Origin of the sequence: Micropruina sonneratiae, from assembly GCF_025972045.1 — a bacterium.
GTDB classification, from domain to species: Bacteria; Actinomycetota; Actinomycetes; order Propionibacteriales; family Propionibacteriaceae; genus Micropruina; species Micropruina sonneratiae.
In genome coordinates, this window is record NZ_JAPDHX010000007.1 from 86,767 (window position 1) to 102,754 (window position 15,988).

Here is a 15,988-nt window from a genome sequence, read left to right on the forward strand (position 1 = left end):
CCCGTGAACAAAGGCTTTGGCATGACCGACCAGAACCGCCCGCAGGATCCGAACCAGCCGAACAATCCGCAGGTGCCCTCGGCGGGCAGCCCCTACGGCCCGCCCCCCGGCGGCTACAACGCTCCGGGCCAGCCCGGCTTCGGCCAGCAGCCGCAGGGCGGCTACGGCTCGGGTCAGGACGGCTTCGGCCAGCAACCGGCGGGTGGCTACGGTGCCGCCGCCGGTCAGGGTGGCTATCCCCAGCAGGGCGCACCGGGCGGCTACGGAGCTGCCGGCGATCAGGGCGGCTTCCCCGCCGCCGGTGCGGGTGCGACGACGTCCGCCCAGTTCGGAGGCGGCCAGCCGGGCCAGCCCGGCGGTCCCGGAGCCTGGACGCCGGCCCCGCCGCCCGGCGGTGGACAACAGAAATCCGGCAACAAGATGCCGCTGATCATCGGTGGTGCGGTGGTGGTCATCGTCGCCCTGATCTTCGGCCTCATGCAGCTCGGCCGGGGCGGAACGCCGTCGACGGGTGGGAGTCCGACTGATCCGTCGGCGACGGCGTCCCAGGGCACCGGCACCGGTGCTGCTTCGGCGACCGAGACGGTGCAGAAGTACTTCGACGGCCTAGCCGCCGCCGACCCCGACGCGATCTTCAACCTGGTCCGGGGTGACCTGCCCGACCGCACCTTCCTGACCAAGGAGGTGATGACCGCGGCGACCCAGGCGAACCCGATCAGCAACCTGCAGCTGACCGAGAGCGAGTCGAGCCAGTACAGCGCCCAGGTGCAGGCCACGTACACGATCAACGACCGCAGCCAGACCGAGAAGTTCTACGTCTCGAACCGGGACGGTGCCTGGTACCTGTCCACGATCACCGGGCGGTTGTACGTGAAGGGCCTGGCACCGGCCGACACGGGCCTGAAGGTGAACGGGATCGAGGTGGGCGACGTGGACTCGATCGACGTGTTCCCTGGCGGGTACACCCTCAGCACCGACAGCAGCACGTTCTCGTACAGCGAGGACACCATCGTGGTCGAGGGCCTCACCTCGTCGACCGACGTCTACCACATCAAGGTCGAGCTGTCGGACGCCGCACTGAAGGACTTCAAGGCGGCGACCACCAAGCTGGTCAGCTCGTGCAAGAAGCCCGGGGCCCTGAAGAACGCCGACTGCGGGGTCAACTTCCGTCAGCCGTCCGGTCAGACCATCGTGCCGAGCTCGATCGCCTGCAAGCCGTCCGGGACCAACTCCATCGACCGGATGAAGCCGACGCTCAGCACCGACGACATGTCCGTGCGCGGGTCGCTCAGCGTCAGCCTGACGTGCACCATGAAGTCCAAGAAGGGCAACAGCTACCGCGGTTACACCGGGATCTACGCCGTCTACGCCACGGTTCCCGAGGACGGCAGCAGCTGGAAGGTGAGCGCCGAACGTCCCTGAGCGGACGATGATCGACGTGACCCGGGCCGCCTGCCTCCAGGCGGCCCGGGACATGTTCGGGGACGATTTGAGCGGGCGCGGTGAGAGTCGGTAAGGTTAGCTCTCGGTGTTCCCGCCACACGCGGGCCTATAGCTCAGACGGTTAGAGCGCCGCCCTGATAAGGCGGAGGTCACTGGTTCAAGTCCAGTTAGGCCCACCACGCGAAATCTGATCTGACTAGGCCTTATACGAGAAGATCGGCGTGCGTCCTCGGATCTGCGACCTTATCGCGACCTTAAGCGCGTGGCACGGGGGATTGGCCGAACCCCTCGGCCTTCGTGACGAGCCCTCAAGTGTGTACTGCCGGAACCGGGAGCGCGTCCGGCCCTCGCCAAGGTCCTGGTAAGGCGGGCCATGCTTTGGCGCAGGCTACTCTCTGCGCATGAAACTAGTGCCGATATTCGGCCCGAACGATGACCCCGCAGACCTGCAGACGCAGTGGATTGCCTATGCCCGTTCATACTGGTACGACCAGGTCGCCGGACCAGCATTGGTCACGGGAACTGCGGGTGGGCTCGTTGTTCCTGACTTCGGGCGCGATTTCGCCCGTGTACTTCCCTTTCCATCTGCAACACCTTTCCGTCCGCCCCGCCCGTGGGAGGCGGGGTTGAAGCCACCCCCCTTAACGACGGAGACCGTCGCGGTGACTCGTCCTGCCCGCGGCAGCTTGATTACACCGGCTGCTGAAGCCGCCTTGCCGTGGCTCAAGCCGGTTCCGCCCGGCAGGGCACCCCTATTCGACCTGAAGCCGCCCCCGTCAGTCGTTCAAATAGATCCGTGGCAGCCTCCGGCTCAGTCACCGATTGGTGCGGCTCTCTCGGACTACGAACGCCATCAGACTGACGCGGCGATCGCGACGCTGACCGCGGCCTTCGCGGTTCAGCCCTTGCAGCGTACGCTCCCGATGAGGGCAACCCGGGTTGTCGGCGCCCTCAGACGGGGCGCGAAGATTGTCTGGGAGAACAAGAAGGCGATCCTCAAGAGGATCGACGACAAGGTGCTTGGGCCCGTGGGCGTCGTTGGCAGCGTTTGGGACCTGTATCAGTTCATCAAGTGGGTGAACTCTAAAGGCGTGTTCGACGACGTGCAGGGCATCCCGAAAGCCGTGTACCAACCCACCAACAACAGCATCGAGTTCACGATGGCCGACGGCACTGTGATTGTCGAACCGGCCTGGCAGCTCCCCGAATACGTGAAGTACCGGTACTGACAAGACTTTGCCCGACTGCTGGAGTTCGGCTGATGGGAGGCGCGACTTCTCATCGCTAGAGCGCGAGACGAGTTCCCGGACCAAGCCCGCGGGGACCGAGACGGCAACCGGATGAAATTACCGGGTGTGCGGGGACAGAAGTTGGCTTTGATGCGCGAGCACAGCCTCGCCTACGAAGTCGAAGACGGGGAGCGCTTAACGACCGGTGACCGCACGCGCCTACGGGGACACACGGCGTCCACGCACGGATGAACGGATGGGGTGGAACATCTGTTCCAATGCGTCCTCAGAGATACGGATAATGCGGCCGGACCGCACGGCCTTCAGTTGCCCGTTGGCGATACGACGTCGGATGGTGTCGTCGCTGACGCCGATGCGACGAGCGGCTTCCGCGATGCTCAGCCTGGCTGGAGACATGCTTCAGCCCTCACTCGGGTGGATAGCGATGAATCTCCATTTGCTCTGAGTGCTCATCGCGTCTCCTTCGTCGGCGGTCACATTCGAGGGGGCTGATGCTCTCCCTAGGCCCACGTCGAACGTGATCGGGACAGAGACTGTCCCCGAGGCAACACTCATGGGCGTGTGGCTGGAAGTTGTCCACAAGGGGTCTAGCCAGTCGCGCGGGGTCGACTTACCCTGTGAACTCGATGTGTCGAAATATTGTCGACGGTCGCGTGTCCCGATCGTTGATTTCTTGGGCCTAGGGAGGGAGAAGGAAGGGAGCTGAAGCTATGGCGCCAACCCCAGCGCTCATCGCTGCTTGCATCACCTGCCTGCTGTTTGCTGGCTGCACGTCGTCCACTGCCAGCACGCCAGCTACGTCCCCCTCTCCCACCTCGCCGGCCACTACCATTGCGTCCCCTTCGCCCTCGATCTCCGTTACGTCGAGCTTGAGTTCGGACCAGGCGGCAGCCGTCGCCGCGGTTGATAAGTATCGTGCGGCAATCAACCGGCTCTTCACACTTGGGGTGGGGGCTGGTCGAGTCCGCCGGCGACCAGGAGCATGCGTAGCCGGTAGTTCTCCCTGTTTCTGAAGCCGCGGGCGATCCGGCGGTGCAACTCGATCAAGCCATTCACCGCTTCGGTGCCGCCGTTGTTGGCGCCGCCGGTGCGGAAGTAGCCCAGGAACGCGTCGGCCCATTGCTTCAGGGTGCGGCCGAGCCGGGCGATCTCGGGGATCGGGCAACTGGGGAAGCTGGCGAGGATCTTCTCGGCCAGCGCCCGGCCGGTGGCCGGGTCGGCGGCGTGATACACGTCTCGGACGCGTTGGGCGCACTGCCAGGCGACATGGACCTCTTCGTGGCGTTGGTCGGCGGCGATGGCTTCGGCGAGGCGGTGTTGTTGGCGCAGGGTCAGGTTCTCGGAACCGGAGCGCAGGATGGTCCGGATCTTGTACAGCGGATCATCCTTCATGCCGCGGTGGCCGAGGGTGTCTTGCTGGACACGGCGACGGACCTCGTCCACGGCCTGGGTGGCGAGCTTCACGACATGGAACGCGTCGAGCACGGCGGTCGCGTCGGCGAGCTGGTCGTCGATCGCGTTCTTGTAGCCACGGAACGGATCGAGGGTGGCGACCTGGACGTGGGACCGGAACGTGTTGCCGCGGGCCTTCAGCCAGTCCTTGTACACCGTGCCGGATCGGTCCGGGACCAGATCGAGCAGCCGGGCCCGGGTGCGTCCGTCCTTGTCACGCGTCAGGTCGACCATGCCGGTCAGCTCTTTCGGGCCACGCTTGACCGGGCTGACGTGGTGCCAGATGTGCTCGTCGACCCCGAGGGTGGTGACGCCGGCGAACCGGGACTCATCCTTCGCCGCGGCGGCCAGGATCGGCCGGATCGAGGACCACACCGTCTTCCACGCCGTGCCGAGCTGACGGGCCACCCCGGACACCGAGCCGTGCTCGCGACGGATCTGATGCACCGCCCACCGACAGGCCCGTGTGGTGAGCATGGCCCGCGGCTTGGCGACCTGCTCGTCCTGCTCGGTGAACACCCCGACCGGACACGACGGCTCCGGACATTCCCAGGTCCGTTTCCGCCACCGCAGCTCGACCGGCCGGCCGAACGACGGAGCATCCACCAGCCGCACCGTGCGCCGGCCATGACTCGAGGCGACGACCCCGCAGGCCGGGCAGCCCATCACCGCCAGGGCCGACTCGACCGTAACCCTCAGCCCGCCACCGCCGTCCCGCTCGACCCCGATCACGTGCAGCCCGTCGAGCCCGACCAGCAGGTCACAGCGCTCGCAGTAGCAGTCGTCATAGCGGCAGCGCACGGCGCAGCCCGTAGGCTCAGACACAGGTCGAGGTCCTTGGTCAAAGAGTGTGGTAACTCCTGATCCTGAGGGCCTCGACCCCCTACCTCACCGACCGCACCCCCACCGGCGTGTCCCGCTCACCCCCACCGCAGATCCGAAGAGCCTCATGAGTTGGACAACCGATCGCCCAGATCCCTCGCTAACCTTCACCGTCAACTGGATGAGCTAGTTGCGCTTCTCCTCGCCGGACGCGAAACTCGATTGAGTGACCGGGCCATCACTTAGTGCAACACAAGCGAAGAACCCAGAAGCCACGTGTATGACTTCCGGGTCGGTCCAACCAGCCTCGCGAATAGCCGTAAGGTAGCCGTCGAGCACCCATGGATGTTGGACGCCAACCAAACTGTCTGTCTTGGCCTGGATCGCGGAAGGAGAGATGCCCGCCGCTTGCTTGAACTTACTGTGGTCGCGAGCAATCACTGATCTGACTGGATCGGCGCTATATTGCAGCTTGTCGGCGAAGAAGAGCATCGCGGGACCATCGGCTCCGCGGCGAAGAGATGCAAGGAGACCAGATCGTCGCTCCGCAGGCACGAATGAAAGTGTAAATGTCAAGATCGCGACATTGAAGGGATCGGGTCGATGGTTGAGGATATTCCGGACCTCGAAGCGAGATGTAGCTAGACCGTATTCGCCCTCGCTTGCCCTCCTGATCATGTCCGGTGACGAGTCAATGCCAACAATGGAGTCACCAGAAATGAGTTGCCCGGCAAGAGCTTTGAGTGCCTCACCGGTGCCCGTCCCGACATCCAGCAGACAAATCGGACCCGAGCGCCAAGTCCGTACGACCTCACGGAGCAGACGGTAGATTTCATCGTAACCGGGTATCGACTGCCTAACGTGTTGAGCGAAATGATGAGCTACCTCGGCATTAAATGACCATGGGATGGGTATTTCAAAACTCACGGAGAAGATTGCGCCTTCCGTGCTTTGATCTGAACGCCAGCAACGTCTCGTCCGTGATGCATAGTTAGAAACCGACGGATATCTGACGCTAACACTTCGAAACCACTGACGACAAGCTGGCGCTCCACTTCCTCTACCTGCCAGTGGCGAACTGTCAGCCCGCTGCGCGTGCGCACAACATGTGGGCTGGAGGGATCGACCAGGCCGTAGCGTTCCTGGAAGTCGGTATCAGAGTTGACGGTGAAGAAGTTCAACCAAAATGGCGCGTTGGGTTCAAGAACCCTGGCAACTTCAGTGACTGCAGATGACAGTTCGCTCAGCCTCGTGAGCGAGTCAATCGAGCCAAGTGCCAGTACGCCGCCAAACACCTCATCGGCAAAGGGAAGTGCTGTGGCACTGGCATTGACGAGCGAACCCGCATGGACGCCCCGACATCGCTCGAGTTGGGTCATAGAGAGATCCAGGCCCACTGCCCGCATGCCGCGCGAAACAAGTTGGTCAAGGATCCTGCCATATCCACAGCCCAAGTCAAGCACTAATCGAGTGGTGCATGCAGTCGCGAAAGCGCGGACATCAAATGGCGTAGTCGACACCATTTCGGCAAGCCGATCGTATTCGCTAGCCAAAACTCCGCCTAACTTCCCATTGAAAGCGCGACACGGTTGCGTATGGACCACATCTCGGGGGATGCGGCGAATGTCAGAAGTTGCGGAATCGTGGTACGAAACACCTTGGTTTGAATTCCCGATGTCTTCGCCTCGCTATAGAGCTGGCCTATCGATATGGCGCGCTGCGTGGCAGTAGCTGGGCACGGGTCCCATCGAAGGCGAATGGCTGTCGGGACTGCGCACCCTGTGGCGACAGTGGCAAGATACGCATCGACGAGGACGCCGCGGGCGTCGTTAGGTCCGATCTCCACCCCCAAGCCCTTCAGGACATCCATGCTTGTTTCAAAGACGAAGGCATCTGACTGCAGAGATGAAAATGCGGCCTCCAGTATTTGGGGATGCGAAAGTCCACGGATCCGTGAGACTTGACCCATCAAATCAGCCCACTTGTATATGGTCTGGCTGCCGCTAAAGAACTTCTTCCTACTTGAGGACAATGACGATATTTCGGCAATGACGCTCTCATTGAAGTAGTCGGAGAAGGAGTCGATGGACCTTAGGGAACTTGTGTTGCCTTGCCGCTTCTCGAAGTACTCCCGCCATGTGGGCTCCCTCCTAAGAATAAGAAAGTTGGCGTTTTCATCAGGGCTATCTACTCGGAGGAAGGGTGTCATGACTTCACGAGTAAGCCGTGACTGGATCAAGGATGAGGGACTAAGAATGATTTGCGCTTGCGGTGCCTTGAAACAGACCAGAAGTCGGACGGCTTCATCTAATGCTTTGGCGTAAGACGTCGCGGCGCGGGGCTCGCTCGCGAGATACAAGGCCTGTATGTCTGAATCGCCGTAGGTCAGGTAAATCGGACTGCTGATACCGTCAAGAGCGACAACAATTTTGTCCCCAATGATTTGCTCAATGAACGAGCGTTCAATATTGTTCGCCCGAACCGCTTGTCGTTCAGTTCTTTTGGTCATGCTTGTCGTTCGCCACTTGCCTCATGTCCGAATTGCTCACATCCTTTGCCCGGATAGACTGATTTGAGGCCTTTGAAGAGTCGCCCTTGACCGAACTGGACATCTGTACTACCAAGACAAGCGTCACGAGGGAGATAAACAGGGAAGCTACTGTGGCGATGTTTGCGATTGTGCCTAGCATGATTGCGATCCCTTCAATCTTTCATAGGACTGGCTACGTGACCGTACTCGATGTCTTGCTGGTAGACCTTGCCGATCTCATCCACTTGGCAGAGACGTGTAGAGCTTATCTGCACCGCCTGCTTCGGGGTTCCGGTTTCCGGTTCTAGCGGCGGTGTGCGTACGGTTGCGGGCCGGCGACAGGCGCCGGAGTTGCCGCCGTTCTCGATGAGGTCGACCGACGCCGTCTGGACACCAAGCGCGCACTGCAACTTGGGCGGATCGACATGGGCCGCGCGGGTGCAGCCATTTCAGTGGTCGGCGCCTGAGGCCAGGAGTCGCAGAAGACGACAGCGAGGAGCACTCAAGCATTGAAACCGTCGTGTCCCGACAACGCCGGATCCGGCGCCGTCCTCGTCGTCACCCACGGCCCGGACCCGCACGATTGGACCCGCGAACGCACGTGGAGCGCTTCGTTCGCGCACCGGCGGCTGACCCACCCCGTGGACAGACGAGGTTGTCCCACCCACCAGGAGTCCACCGATCAACGGCCCCTGGCAATGTTACGAGAAGTTCCTCATGTCAGTCGTCCACAACCACCTGCCTAAGCGCTCGGTGTGCGCTTCGTGTCAGCCAATGTGATTCAGGTACCAATCGCGACTTTTTCGCCGTACTGGTGCCCGAGCCGTTCGCGCGAAACAAGGACCAGTGGCACGCGGACCTCAGGGCAGGGGTTGGCCAGCATCGGATGGTCAGATGCCTCCTGCCCTGCGGCTGCTCACGCGATGGGCCACGGCGGCTGTTCTGGTCGGCACCTTGCCCGCGGCCCCTCGTCCAAGCGCGCAACCCGCCCGTTGCCCTCACAAATGCCAGCTTCCTTTCGGCCCATGGTCGCAGCCCGGATCCCCCGTGCAGGGCCTGGGTGTGGCACTCGCCTGCGCCACCCGCAAACCCAACGAGGACTGATCTCACACGATGGCGTCAACCGGTTCAGCGCGAGTCACCCACGCCCGACCCGCTCGGTCATGCCGTCGAGGGTGGGTCATTGTCCGGGTGGGTTTCGTCAGAATGTTTGAGAGGGTGCGCGCCGAGTCACTTCGGTTGACGTTCTGTGCAGGTTCCGGGCCTCCCCGCGTGACATTGGTTCCCGAGAGTGTTCTGGGACTCGAGTGGTGGCTGAGGAGCCGCGGGCGGCACGGAGAGGGTCTTGGTTCCAGGTTCGAACGAGCGGTGCGAGAGTGGTTCTTACGAGCGCTTCGGGGATGGAACCGGTCTCGGCAACCTGCTGGATGCCTTCGTGCCATAGTGCGGGCGGCGCTGATGCCAGGATTCGGATGGCGTTGAGCAGTTGGTCTGGGGCGTCCTCGAGGTAGTTGACAAGCAGCTCGCGGGCGAGTGGAGTCGCTTGGTCGATCAAACTTCTCAGTGTTTCGGCCTGATCTCTGGCTAGGAGGGCTGCGGGGTCGGTCGATTCGGGAAGGTCAACGATCCGTGGCTGTCCGGCTCCCGCAGCGAGCATCCAGTAGTCGCGGATCGCTGCCGCCTTGCCAGCGGTGTCGCTGTCGGTGGCAAGGATGGGGGCCGGGCTCATCGCCAGCAGTTGGGTTGCCTGGGCCTCGGTGAGGCTGGTGCCCAGCGCCGCTGCTCCCACGTACTTCCTATCCGTGGCGAGGGTGACGGCGATGGCGTCCAGCGGGCCCTCGACCAGTACAGGGATCGCATCCCGGTGAGCCATCGGGATGTACAGCTGGTCTCCTTTGTGGAAGAGGACGGTGTCGGCAGTGTTGAGGTACTTCGGCCCGTGGCGGTCGTCGTCGTGGGTGGGGTTGCGGCGGGCGACGAAGCCGAGAATGTGACCGTCGTGGTTGATAGGGAAGACGAGTCGGTCGCGGAACCGGTCGATGAGCCGTCCGGTGGATGCGGTGCTGGCGACGCCGGCGGCGAGCATCTCTTCGTCGGTGACGCCGAGGCGGCGTAGGTGTTCGACGAGTCGAGTCCAGGCGTCGGAGGCGTAGCCGGGCCTGACGTCGGGGTCGCCGGTGAGGTCGTGGCGGAGCCGTCCGTTCAGGTAGGGCTGCGCCCAGCTGTCTGGGAATCGTGTCTCGTAGAACTGGGTGGTGAGTTCGTTGATGTGGGCGAGCCGTTCGAAGGTGTGCGGGCATTCGTGCCAGGCGTTGGCGCAGTCCTGCTGCCGGCCAATCTCGGCGTCGGACGGTCCGGGCGGGCGCATGCTGGTCCGAACCATGGCTTCGATGGTGAGGATGCGTTCCGCTTCTGCATCGGGATCCTCGTCCTCCGAGTCATCGATGACCTGATCGGTTGGGGCCGAGTCGTCGGTTCCGGGATGGTCCTGGACCATGTCGACGGGCTGGTCGGGTGGTGTCCAGCCGTCGTTCAGATCGTCGGGGGGTGTGTATTCGTCCGGCTCTGGGTTGTCGTCTGGGATGGGTTGGGTGGCCAGGGAGAGTCGCCACACCCAGGCTTGGCAGTCGTCGGTGGTTTTGTTCCCTGCGCCGCGTGCGTGGTTGATGAGGGCGTCGAGGGTCCAGCCGCGCTGGAGGGCGTGTTCGATGGTGGTGACCAGCGCCGGCCACCAGTTGCTGTGTTGGAGCGAGTCTGCTTGGGCCTGGCCGACCGCCTCTCGGAACCGGGGTAGCCATTGGGCGGCCATATGTTGGTCGCTGTCGAGGTATTGGGTGACCGCCGGTGTGAGGTGGGCGCTGATTCGCCACCACAGAGCCGCCGCGGCGTGCTCATCCGGCAGGGGTCCTTCGCCGATGGCGTGGCGGAGCAGGTGCGCGGCGTCGAGGCCGGCGCTGGAGACGTGAGCGATCCGGTTGGCGAGGGTGGCCAGGTAGGGGTCGTGGACGAGGCTGGGGTCGAGTTGCTGGAGCAGCTGGCCCCATTCGTCGAGCGCAGGACTTCGCAGACTCGTCAGGCGTCCGTCGAGTTGGTGTTGCCAGCGCCGCGCACTGGCTGATGTGGAGGGTTCGCCGGTGGGTCGATGGTCGGTGTCGGGTACTTGGTTCGCGGCCCGCCACACCTCGACATCGGCGGCCAAGTGGGTAGACGGCTGCAGGCCGTCCCGGATCCATGCCGGCCGGCTCTGCTTCTGCTCTGCCAGCTCGCGGACGCGGCCAGCGAGATCAGTCACGAGGGTGGCTCGGGCGGCCAGGTATCGGCCCCAGGTGGGGCTGCGGGTGAGGCTGGCGGGGATGGGTCGCAGCCAGGGCAGTGGTCCTCTGCGTCCGGGTCGGCTGTCGTCGTCGAGACGGTAGGCGAGGATGGCGGCCGGGTCGCGTCCGGCGACGACAGGTTCACTGGCGGCGCGGGTGAGGGCATCGATGGGGTCGCGGTTGTCGGCGTTGATGGTGAGTAGTTGGGCGAACAGGGCGGGCCAGGCGTCGGCTTTGCTGATGCCTGGCAGCAGGTGTTCGGCGGCGACTTCGATGGTGTGCCGGTCGGCGGCGCTGGTGTTATGGTCGGCGGCGAAGGCGATCGCGTCGCGGTAGCGGCCGGTTGCGTCGCCGAGTTGCACCCGTGGGTCGGCTGCTTGTCGCAGCGTCGTGGTGGCTGACAGCGGTGATTCGTCGCGGACCAGGATGCGTTCGAGTTGATCGACCGCAGTGGCCGGATGGATGACTTCGGGGCGGATCAGGCTGTGCGGATCGCCGTCGCCGACGACGTTGAGGTAGCAGGTGTTGGTGTGTCGTCCGCGGGTGAGCATCGTGTAGGCCTGCTGCCGGTTTTCGTCGCCGGTCAGCATGCCGTGGCAGGTGTCGGCGGTGACGCCCTGGGCCGAGTGGGTGGTGGTGGCATAGCCGAGTTCGACCCACTCGGTGACGTAGCCGATGGGCAGGCTGATGTGCCGTCCGGTCTGGGTGTGGCAGACCCGGATGGCGTTCCTTGTGATGGTTTGGATGGTCCAGCGGTCGCCGTTCTTGACCCAGTCGGTGGCGTTGAGTCGCAGGCTGCGGTCGTTGCGGCGGGTGATGATCACGTCACCGATGCTGGCCAAGTTCCCGTCGGCAAGTTCGACCTCGACATCGGGCGCATCCTCGGCGAGGCGGTGGCTGCGGGCGCGCTCGTTGAGTTGTGCGACGAGTTCGCGGGTGGGGGCGAGCATCACACTGTCGCGGCCGGCTTCACGATCGTTGGCCCAGTTGTCGAACAGTTGGTCGAGCATGCTGTTGACGCTGCCGATGTGGATGCGGTCGCGGTCGAGGTAGAAGCCGAGCGCCTCTGGTTCGCCCTCCCGCAGCGCGAGGGAGGCTGAGCCTTCGGAGGGGTCGCTAAACCGGACCAGTTCGCTGAGTTGCAGGGCGCCGTGACTGGCTTGGATGTCACGTAACACGCCGCCGGCTCCGATGGCGGCGAGTTGCTGGTCGTCGCCGATCAGCCGGACGCTACCGCCGGCTTCGATGACATGGGTGACGACGGCGTCAAAGCTGAGCGTGTCGGCCATGCCGGCCTCGTCGATGATCACCAGGGTGTCCGGTCCGATGCTGCGCATCCAGTCGGGTGCGCCACCGTTGCTGAGGTGCCAGGCGAGTTTGGCGATCGTGTCGGCGTGCGCGTCGATCTGCTTCCCGAGACCGGCGGCGGCGACTGCAGAGGTGGCGAGGCCGATCACGTCGCCACCACTGTCGGTCCAGGCCCTGGCGAGGGCTTGCATGGCGGTGGTCTTACCTGATCCGGCTGGGGCGATCGCCAACTGAAGCCGGCTACCGGAGGTTGCCATGGCCCGCACCAACGCGGCCTGGCCGGCGTTCAACTCGACCCCGGTGGCGGCGGTGTCCAACAGCGCGAGGTCGACGACGGCGTCGGTCACGGTGCGTCCATCGGTGTGACCGGCGTGGGTGACCAGGCGCTGCTCGGCGTGCAGGATGCGCGTCGAGGTGTAGAGCCGGTTGCCGGCGATCGTGTAGACGCTGGCTCCGTCGGCACGACGCAGCGGTTCCGGTTCGGTGACCGTCTCGGTGTCAGGAGTGAGCGGAATCGAGTAGTGGCCCAGGACGTGGCCGGTGAGCCAGTCGACCACCACATCGGTGCTGTCGGCGGGCACGTTCTGGCCGCGGGTGTAGCGCAACGCTTCGGCTCGGACGTGCCAGATCTGCCACGCCGAGCGGTCCTGCTCGACCCGGGCGAGGATCCGTTGCGCCGCGTTCTCCCACCATTGCCGGTCGACGACTGGGCGATCGATCGCTGCCGGGTGGAGTGCGATGTGCGACATCGACTGCACGGCCTGGGGTGAGCCGAGAACCACCTCGGCTTGATCTCGCCAGGTGGCACGTTGCTCGTCGAGAGTGCGCGGTTCGTGTTTGGCTTCGCGGGTCTCCAACGTGGCCTGCTGTGCGAGCGCAATCGCTTCCACCGGGGTGGGTGGGCGCCCGTGACGGGCTTGGAACTGAGCCGAGAGTTCACCCTGGCGGGTCACGATCCTTTGCCGTCTGGCCGACCAGCGCTTCACCAGCGCTGGATCCATGCCGACGATCTCCCGCACCGGACGTTTGCGCAGGTCATCGGAGTGCCGAGCCTCAAACCTGACCCCAAGGGAGGCCGTCAGGTGGGCTTCGAGTCGGGTGTTGTACGTCTCGGAGGCCGCGGTGATCGCCTTGTGCAAAACCCGGCTGTCGATCGAAAGCCACTTGCCGTCGAGAGCCTGGACCTTGTTCGCCACCGCGACATGGGTATGCAGGTCCGGGTCCCCGGCGCGACTGTCACGATGGGTGAAAGCCGCGCCGATCAGGCCCCGGACATCGACCTGGCGGACCCCGTTGGCGCCGGTACGGGTAAACAGTGCGTGAGCCTCTATGAACCGCAGCGCGTCCGCGACGGCCGCCTGGTGGGCGCGTTCGATCGCTGCGGCGACCGGCTTGTCGGCCAACGCCCACAGGGCCGACACCGACTTCACCGGTGAGAAGGTGAGGTCGAAGCCGGCCACGGCGGTGGTCTGCTGGCGGGACAACCGAGCGAGGTGACCGGCCAACTCGCGCTGGTTGAGCGGTGCCCGGCCGAAGTCACGCCGGAACCACTCCGCCGCAACTTCACTCCGGACCCGAGCGCGCTCCTCGATGGCGGCCGATGCCTTGCGCGGACGTCCCGCAGACACGTTGTCTGCCTCCAGGCGCCGGGCAACCTCCACCCGGAACGGGCTGATGTCGTGCGCGTACACCTTGAACGGCTGCCCGAGCCGGATAGCGTCCAGCACGTCCTGTTCGGTCGCGTTCGGATCGGCTGCCAATTCCGTTGCTCGTTGGGCCGCGAGCGGGTGACGGCCGGAGCCGAACAAGGCCAGCATCTGTTCGGCGGTCACCAGATCGCCCGGATCCAGCCCTTCGACGCCGGCCAGCCCCGAACCGACCCAACGGCCCGGCACCTCCCCCTTCTCGCCGTAATACGAGGCGAGACCGGTGTGGCCACGCTCGGTGGAGTCCATGGCTGCGACCTGCCTGGTCAGGTAGTCATAACCCGACCCGGCAGTGATCCGGTGCAGCGACATCGTCACACCTCCCTAGGCCCGAACGGACGCCGATCGGGACGGGGTCAGGCGCGGGAACGCCTCGGTGGGAAGCGCAATGCCGAGGGTGTATGCGTCTTGGTGAAGGTCCTGGATCGCTGATCGCGCCTGATGGAGGGAGGTCGTGCTCAGTGGCGGGTAGGGAGTCCGAGGACACGTCGGGGTAGTGGGTGGCTGTCTTCGGTCGGTCTGATGGGGTGTGGGTTGGGTGCGGGAACTGCGGCGACGTTCTCCGCGGGTGTCCCGATCGCCGGGCTTCTGGGCCTAGGGAAGTGAAAGTCCCAAGATCCGGAGGTGGTGTGGTGTCCCAGACGTTGCGGCAGCAGGCGCGTCGGCAGGTGAACGAGGCGACCGCGACCCGCAAGCGCGTCTGGGCCGAGCGTGAAGCACGGCTTGTGGATGCCGCGGTCGAGATTGTGGCCGCGATCGTCGCCAGGGACCGCGCCGAGCTGGCCGCAGCCCAGGCGATCCTCGCGATGGCCGACGAGCGAGTCAGCCTGACCGAGATCGGCGAGCGGTGCGCACTGCCCTTGAAGGAAGTCGTCCGGCTCAAGAAGCTCAGGGCGCGACCGTGAGCAGTGACGCCCAGTCGTTCACGAGTGAGCACTGTGAGCAGGGGAGTCGGGCATGAACTGGCGGTGGACGTGGCTCCGAGCCCAGCTGACGGCGATCGTCGCATCAGCATTGGTGTGGCTGGTGGCCCTTGTGCTGTCGCCGGCGTTGGTCGGTGTTGTGGTCGTCGTCAGTGTGGTCTTGGTGGCCGGTTGGCGCTCGCGCCTTGGGCTGCGGGTGCGGTTGGGTGCCCGGCAGGCCAGGTCGGACGCGGCCGAACTGGTGTGGCGGGCGCTCATCCCGGTCGAGTGGCTGCGTGGACGAAATCAGCCGCTTCTGTTCACCAGCACTCGCTTGGCCCAGGACGTGGTTGCTGGCGGCCCCCGCGAACTCGTGGTTCACGAGCGGCTGGCGCGTCGGGTCAGCGAGGGACAACTCGATGATGCGGACCTGTGCCGGCTCGTGGTGCGCGCCATGGCCCTGACTGAGGTGAACCGTTCGAGGCTGGCGGCGTCGGTGAACCTCTTCTGCCTTCCGTGGTCGCTGATGGCGATCGCAGCCCGGACCGTATGCCGTCCGGTCCGCTCGATACGACTGGCCGGCTTCGCCTGGCGGGTGCGGTGGCTCTTCGTCGCACTCGCGGTCGTCGATCTGTACCAACGTGGGCACTGGCCAGGCCTAGTGATGCTGATCCTCGTCGCCACAGCCACAATCACCACTCCCCGCTGGAACCTGGCCTGGAGTCGGCGCCAGGAAGCGATGAGCGAGGCTGCCGAGCAGCGCCTCGCCAGGCGCATGGACTCGGCGGGGTCTGCAGGTTGCCTACCGCGGGCCGGTGGTCGACCGGCTCGGCCGGTCGCTGGTTCGGGGGGTGCGCAGTGACTGTCACGCATGCGGGTGTTCGTGTCTGGGCTAAGGGCCTCTACCCGTTGGAGGCCGCTGTGGAGCTGCTGGTCCGCACCGCCGATGGGCGCTTCGCGAACCCGGGCTATCCATGGATCCAGCCATGCGACCGTCCCGGTTGGTGGTGGCTCGACCATGAGGCGATCAACGACGACACCATCTGCGTACTGTCCGGCGGTGAGCAACGCATCCTGCGCATCGTCGCGTCGCTGGCCGGCGGGCGTCCGGTCAACCTGTACGCCGACCTGCCCGGCCTCGACCGGAACCTGATGAGCCTCGTACTGGCCGCCATGGCGCACGCCAACGGCAGCCACGATCGCCCTGACATCCGCATCGACCACGACCGAGGCGTCGCCGTACACCGAGGACGACTCGCCC

General features: G+C 64.8%; 10 protein-coding genes and 1 tRNA gene. 5 read left to right on the forward strand and 6 right to left on the reverse strand.

Translation table 11 applies throughout. From position 1 onward, the window contains the following. Positions 1-21: 21 nt before the first annotated feature. The 3 genes from OIE40_RS15795 to OIE40_RS15805 all read left to right on the forward strand — a co-directional run bounded on the left by OIE40_RS15795 (position 22) and on the right by OIE40_RS15805 (position 2,672). Positions 22-1,422, forward strand: a complete 1,401-nt coding sequence (locus OIE40_RS15795; protein ID WP_264703817.1) for a hypothetical protein — start codon at positions 22-24, stop codon at positions 1,420-1,422. A gap of 123 nt (positions 1,423-1,545) precedes the next feature. Further along, a tRNA-Ile gene (locus OIE40_RS15800) sits at positions 1,546-1,622 on the forward strand. Positions 1,623-1,844: 222 nt separating this feature from the next. Continuing rightward, positions 1,845-2,672: a hypothetical protein gene (locus OIE40_RS15805; protein WP_264703819.1), complete on the forward strand. Its 828-nt coding sequence runs from the start codon at positions 1,845-1,847 to the stop codon at positions 2,670-2,672. A 219-nt stretch (positions 2,673-2,891) separates the two neighbouring features. Here the strand turns inward: OIE40_RS15805 and OIE40_RS15810 are convergent, their stop codons facing one another. The 6 genes from OIE40_RS15810 to mobF all read right to left on the reverse strand — a co-directional run bounded on the left by OIE40_RS15810 (position 2,892) and on the right by mobF (position 14,137). After that, positions 2,892-3,089, reverse strand: a complete 198-nt coding sequence (locus OIE40_RS15810) for an excisionase family DNA-binding protein (protein ID WP_264703820.1) — start codon at positions 3,087-3,089, stop codon at positions 2,892-2,894. A gap of 540 nt (positions 3,090-3,629) precedes the next feature. Continuing rightward, positions 3,630-4,970: an ISL3 family transposase gene (locus OIE40_RS15815; protein WP_264703821.1), complete on the reverse strand. Its 1,341-nt coding sequence runs from the start codon at positions 4,968-4,970 to the stop codon at positions 3,630-3,632. 183 nt (positions 4,971-5,153) lie between these two features. Then, positions 5,154-5,894 carry a methyltransferase gene (locus OIE40_RS15820; RefSeq protein ID WP_264703822.1) on the reverse strand — a complete coding sequence of 247 codons (741 nt, stop codon included), beginning with the start codon at positions 5,892-5,894 and terminating at the stop codon, positions 5,154-5,156. Further along, the gene (locus tag OIE40_RS15825) at positions 5,891-6,490 is read right to left on the reverse strand and encodes a class I SAM-dependent methyltransferase (RefSeq protein ID WP_264703867.1); all 600 of its coding nucleotides are present in this window, start codon (positions 6,488-6,490) and stop codon (positions 5,891-5,893) included. The genes OIE40_RS15820 and OIE40_RS15825 overlap by 4 nt, the downstream gene beginning before the upstream one ends. Positions 6,491-6,528: 38 nt before the next feature. After that, positions 6,529-7,476, reverse strand: a complete 948-nt coding sequence (locus OIE40_RS15830; protein ID WP_264703824.1) for a hypothetical protein — start codon at positions 7,474-7,476, stop codon at positions 6,529-6,531. 1,222 nt (positions 7,477-8,698) lie between these two features. Next, positions 8,699-14,137 carry a MobF family relaxase gene (mobF, locus tag OIE40_RS15835; RefSeq protein ID WP_264703826.1) on the reverse strand — a complete coding sequence of 1,813 codons (5,439 nt, stop codon included), beginning with the start codon at positions 14,135-14,137 and terminating at the stop codon, positions 8,699-8,701. Between the two features lie 356 nt (positions 14,138-14,493). Here mobF and OIE40_RS15840 point away from each other — a divergent pair, with 356 nt between their 5' ends. Together OIE40_RS15840 and OIE40_RS15845 are read left to right on the forward strand one after the other, a co-directional pair. Beyond that, on the forward strand, positions 14,494-14,730 hold the full coding sequence (locus tag OIE40_RS15840; RefSeq protein ID WP_264703827.1) for a hypothetical protein: 237 nt from the start codon (positions 14,494-14,496) through the stop codon (positions 14,728-14,730). Positions 14,731-14,782: 52 nt separating this feature from the next. Next, positions 14,783-15,589: a hypothetical protein gene (locus tag OIE40_RS15845; RefSeq protein WP_264703829.1), complete on the forward strand. Its 807-nt coding sequence runs from the start codon at positions 14,783-14,785 to the stop codon at positions 15,587-15,589. Positions 15,590-15,988: the final 399 nt, after the last annotated feature.